General features: G+C 68.7%; 6 protein-coding genes. 4 read left to right on the top strand and 2 right to left on the bottom strand.

Annotated elements, in window-relative coordinates; translation table 11 throughout:
- A partial coding sequence (locus tag P409_RS26395) for a sugar phosphate nucleotidyltransferase (protein WP_034845431.1) occupies positions 1–330 on the bottom strand: 330 nt, incomplete at its 3' end.
- Between the two features lie 323 nt (positions 331–653).
- Here P409_RS26395 and P409_RS36455 point away from each other — a divergent pair.
- Entirely contained in the window at positions 654–3,263 is a 2,610-nt protein-coding gene (locus P409_RS36455) for a glycosyltransferase (RefSeq protein WP_152613550.1), read from the top strand.
- A gap of 386 nt (positions 3,264–3,649) precedes the next feature.
- Complete coding sequence (locus tag P409_RS26385; protein ID WP_034845430.1) at positions 3,650–3,940, top strand: hypothetical protein; 291 nt, start codon at positions 3,650–3,652, stop codon at positions 3,938–3,940.
- Positions 3,941–3,947: 7 nt separating this feature from the next.
- On the opposite strand, the gene P409_RS26380 is transcribed toward P409_RS26385, so the two are convergent.
- Positions 3,948–4,601, bottom strand: a complete 654-nt coding sequence (locus tag P409_RS26380) for a glutathione S-transferase family protein (RefSeq protein WP_034845428.1) — start codon at positions 4,599–4,601, stop codon at positions 3,948–3,950.
- Between P409_RS26380 and P409_RS39270 the strand changes: the two genes are divergently transcribed.
- Together P409_RS39270 and P409_RS26375 are read left to right on the top strand one after the other, a co-directional pair.
- The gene (locus P409_RS39270) at positions 4,588–4,755 is read left to right on the top strand and encodes a hypothetical protein (protein ID WP_161790478.1); all 168 of its coding nucleotides are present in this window, start codon (positions 4,588–4,590) and stop codon (positions 4,753–4,755) included. The two genes, P409_RS26380 and P409_RS39270, sit on opposite strands and share 14 nt — an antisense overlap.
- 46 nt (positions 4,756–4,801) lie before the next feature.
- A partial coding sequence (locus P409_RS26375; protein ID WP_034845426.1) for a hypothetical protein occupies positions 4,802–5,006 on the top strand: 205 nt, incomplete at its 3' end.

The following is a 5,006-nucleotide window of genomic DNA, read 5'->3' as shown; positions in this document are numbered from 1 at the left end:
GGGGTCGCGGTCGGCCAGGAACCGGGCGGCGACGGCGACGGCGGGGGCGGTGTTGCGGGCCGAGGGCTCGAGGATGATGGCGTCGGGCGCCACGCCGATCTGGCGCATCTGCTCGGCGACGATGAAGCGGTGGTCGTCGGCGCAGATGAAGACGGGCGGGGCGAAGCCGTCGGCCTCGCCGACCCGGGCCACCGTCTCCTGGATCATGGTGCTGCCCGAGACCAGCGGCAGGAACTGCTTGGGATAGCCCGCCCGCGACAGCGGCCACAGCCGCGTCCCAGACCCGCCCGACAACACCACCGGCACCACCGCTCGCTCGATCCGACTCATGACCTGCTCCAGATTTCAGGTGCTGACCTTGTATCAGCCATCAGGTTGGCGAATTCAACACTCCGAAGACCATCAAATTCCGGGAAAATCTTCCGATAACCCGAGCTTCCGCGATGGCCACATACGGCGCTATGAATTCCGGGATCCGCGGAATGTTCCCGCGCATCCGGTCCATGGGGTTTCATCCCTGGGCTGATGCGAAATCAGATTTCGCGTCGTTATGATTTGAATTTATGTGCGCTGCAGCATAGTCTTCGATTCCGAGCGGGACGTCCAGCCGCCCGTTCGAATCCCAGGTTTCCCCGGTCGAAGGGTCGTCGTCCATGAAGATTCAAGCCTTGGTCGCAGCGGTGATTCCTGATGCCTCCGGTTCGGCGATCGATCCCCACGAGCTGCAGGGTCTGATCGACGCGGCGGACTGGGACGGCGTCAACGCCCGGTCGCGGGAGTCGCGCACATCCCGCGACGGGGCGCCGGGCGTGCAGGCCCGACGCACGGCGCTGCTGGACCGGCTGTACAGCGTGGCCCGGGATTCGGAGGAGGATTTCGATCCGGCGGACGCGGCCAAGGCGGCTGCGGCGCTTTGCCTCTCCCAGCACAACCACGTGCTGTCGCCCCTCGACCAGCCGGCGATCGGCGGCGTCTTCGTCGAGGACGGCATGCTGCATCTCTGGGGCATCAACCAGCTGGACCCGGCCGAGCCGGTCGAGCTGGCCCTGGTGATCGACGGCCGCCGCATCTTCGACGCCCGGACCGAGCCGGCGACCGGCCGCGTCGCCTTCGCCGCCACCCGGCTGCACGGCCGGCACCGCTCGCTGGGCTTCGAGCTCGACGGCACGGTGATCCCCGGCCCGGCCTTCACCGCCCTGTCCTTCTGGAAGGACCCGGACGCGCTGGGCGAGCTGGCCGACCACCTGGCCGACATGGTCGGCCGCACCGACTATCTCGGCGCCCGCTACGCCGCCAAATGCCACCTGCCGAAGACCATGGCGCGGCTCGACGTCGCCCATGGCGAGGACAAGGTCAAGGGCCGCATCCCGGAATTCGTCCGCTACATGGCGAACCGGTACGACTGCGACACCAAGAACCTGGTCGGCTACCAGGGCACGGCGCAGTGGATCATCTCCGACGTCATGGAGTATGCCGACCGGCGCAGCATCTTCTGCATGACCAACGAGATCCACGAGGCGCTGTCCGAGGGCGTGTTCAACAAGCGCGCCCTGAAGAACGACGTCTCGCTGGCGCTGTTCTCGTTCTGGCGCCGGCACTACCAGCATATCGACATCTTCAGCGACGAGGGGCTGCGCAAGGTCCAGTACAAGTTCGCCACCGCGCCCTTCATCAGCGACAAGAACAACCAGCTCCTGATCTCCAAGGCGCTGAAGGAGCGGCTGAGCGCCGTGGTCGACGCCTATCGCAGCCGGGCCCTGCCGTGGAGCTGGTACTGGCTGTTCCGGCACGAGGACGAGGGCACCACCCACAAGATGATGGAGGCCGGCTACGCGCTGACCCTGTCGTTCAAGGAGGTGCTGGCCGATCTGATCGAGCGCAACCGCTGCTCCTTCAACCCGCGCAACTGGATGTCCTACTGGGGGTCGACCCCGCAGGAGGTCGCGGGCCACTTCACCCGCTTCGACCTGGCGCTGATCTCGCTGCTGAATGGCCGCGCCGTGCCGGAGGAGCTGATCGCCGAGCGCGGGCCGGACGTGCTGCGCCGGCAACTGATCGACCAGGTCTACAGCCGGTCGCCGCGCCTGGCCGCCATCTCGGCGGTGGCACCGGAGCTGGCGGCCGCCCCGGCGGCGGACCCGGCGATCCAGTACATCGACCTGGTGATCGTCGGCCATGCCAACGCCACCGGCCTCGGCCGCAACCTCAACATGTTCGTCGAGGCGCTGTCGCATTTCGACCCGCTGGTGTTCAACGCCGATGACGGCCAGTGCGTGAACCCCGAGGGGCGGTATCGCGAGGACATGAACCTGCGCGCCCGGGTGGTGGTGCTGTGCGTCAACGCCGACCGGGCACCGGAGATGATCGCCCGCTTCGCCTCGATCTGCGAGGACGCGCACATCATCGGCTTCTACCTGTGGGAGACCGACACGCCGCCGGAGACCCACCTGCTGGGCGCCAATGCGGTGGACGAGATCTGGGCCCCGTCCGGCTTCGTCGCCGACGGCTACCGCAAGATCACGGCGACGCCGATCAGCAACATCCGCAAGGGCCTGGCCAGGCCGCCGGCCCGGGTGTTCAGCCCGTTCCTCGACCGCTTCCGGCGCAGCCCGAGCGAGCTGATCTTCCTGTCGCTGGCGGAGTTCGGCTCCTCGATCGTGCGCAAGAACCCGCTGTCGGTGGTCAAGGCCTTCCAGCAGGCCTTCGCCGAGGGTGAGGAGGAGGTGCGGCTGCTCCTGAAGATGCGCGAGATCGACCCCGGCCACTGGAGCAACTTCGACGGCTACTGGGAGGAGGTCGAGGAGCGCATCACCGGCGACAGCCGGATCGAGATCGTCGAGGGCAACCTGACCGACGCCGAGTACTGGTCGCTGATCGACTCCTCCGACGTGTTCGTGGCGCTGCACCGGGCCGAGGGCTTCGGCTACGGCATCGCCGACGCGATGATGCTGGGCAAGCCGGTGATCGTCTCGGACTATTCCGGCACCCAGGATTTCTGCACCGCCGACAATTCCTTCCTGGTCGATGTCGACGTGGTGCCGACGCCGCCGGAGCAGATGCGCAGCAAGTCCTATGTCGGCCACTGGGCCAGCCCGCGGGTGGACCAGGCGGCGGCGGCGATGCGCGCCATCCTGGAGGACCGCGAGGCGGCGAAGGCCCGGGCGCTGAAGGGCCAGGCGCGGATCTTCGCCGATTACAGCTTCGAGGACTGGCAGAGCGGCCTGGCCACCCGGATCCGCGACCAGCTGGCGCGGCGGGGCTGACGGCGCGGGTGTCGTTGGCGGGGCCTCTCCCGCGAGGCTCTTGGGAAACGATCACCCGAGCCAGCCGGTACGCTCCACTCTCCCCCTCCCCCTGCGGGAGGGGTAGGGGGAGGGGGCTCCCGATGACCGGAACCGAGGTGGAACTAGCAAGAACTCTGTGGGGCCGGGGGGACGTTCAACATCAGTTCCGTCGGCGCCAACACCCCTCCCCCTCCCCCTACCCCCTCCCGCAAGGGGAGGGGGAGGATAAAGGGCCGGATTGATCCAAGTGGCTGTATGTTGAACGGGTCCGCAATCGACGCCCGTCTGGCGATCCCGAGAGGCGTGAAGCCACCAGCCACAACCGGAAGAGGCCCCGCGATCCTCGCATAGGCCCCGGGAGGACCATGCGTTTCCTGATCCTCGCCGCCTATGTCGCGCTGTCGACCTTCCAGGCGGTGATCATCTGCTCCGGCCTCGTCGCCTGGACCGGCATCCCGGCCGCCGCCGCGGTGCCGATCGCGACGCTGCTCGGGCTGGTGCCCGGGCCTGGCACGATTCTCGCCATCCTCGCCGCCGGCTCGGCCTGGGGCTGGCCGTGGTTCGGGTCGACCGCGCTGTTCTGCGGGCTGCTGGCGCTGTGGGGGCATGTGACGCTGCACCACGCTTTGCCGGCGCTGTCTTCGGACAGGGAGTAGGGGCCGATCAGCCGGCCGATGCGGCGATGAAGACCGCCCGCTGGGCGGCGAAGGCCCGCTGATAGGCCGGACGGGCCTCGCCGCGGGCGATATAGGCGGCGATGTCCGGATATGCCGCCAGCAGGTCCGATCCCTGCAGCCGGCGCAGCACCGTCACCATCAGCAGGTCGCCGGCGCTGAAGGCGCCGTCGAGCCATTCGGCATCGCCGAGATGCCTGGACAGGCCATCCAGCCGCTTGCGGATGGTGTCCTCGAGGACGTGCAGCCGCTGCTCGTACCAGGGCTCGTCGCGCTCGAGGATCCGGGCCAGGGCGCGCTCGAACACCGGCGGCTCGACCGTGTTGAGGGCGGCGAACATCCACATGATCGCGCGCGCCCGGGCCTTCGCCTCGCCCGGCAGCAGGCCGCCATGGCGCTCGGCGATATGCAGCACGATGGCCCCCGATTCGAACAGGGCAGGGCCGCCCTCCTCCTCGTAGGTCGGGATCTGGCCGAAGGGATGCAGGGCCAGATGCGCGGGCTCCTTCATCGCCCGGAACGACAGCAGGCGGACGTCATAGGGCTGGCCCGCCTCCTCCAGCGCCCAGCGGACGCGCATGTCGCGCGCCAGCCCGTTGCCGCGGTCGGGCGAGCGTTCGAAGGCGGTGATGGTCACGGTCATCGTCGGTCTCCAGGCCTTGCCTGCCTGGAAGACGATCGGCCGGGCCGGAGTCCGACACGCGGTGCCGGATCGTTGTCCGCCGCGATGCGGCGGCACCGCGCCGGCGATCGATCCGTACGCCATCCCGACGGGCCATGGCCTGCCGGCCGGATGAAATAAGGCAATCGTATTATCGACCGATTCTGTTCATGATAAGTTCCATGGACAGGACGCAGACCGACCCGGTTTCGGAGGCCCCGGCCGCTCCCCAGGAGGAGCGGGCGGCGCGGCATCTGCGCCTGCTGGCCCGGGCGGCCGAGATCCAGATGGAGGTGATGGAGGCCGCCCGCACCGAGGCGGTCGAGGCGCCGCAGCCGGGAGTCGACTATTGCCAGCGCGTCGCCGTCGCCGCCCGCTCGCTGCGGC

The sequence above is a fragment of the Inquilinus limosus MP06 genome, assembly GCF_000767795.1.
Lineage (GTDB): Bacteria > Pseudomonadota > Alphaproteobacteria > DSM-16000 > Inquilinaceae > Inquilinus > Inquilinus limosus_E.
This window is presented reverse-complemented; position numbering and strand designations above follow the sequence as displayed.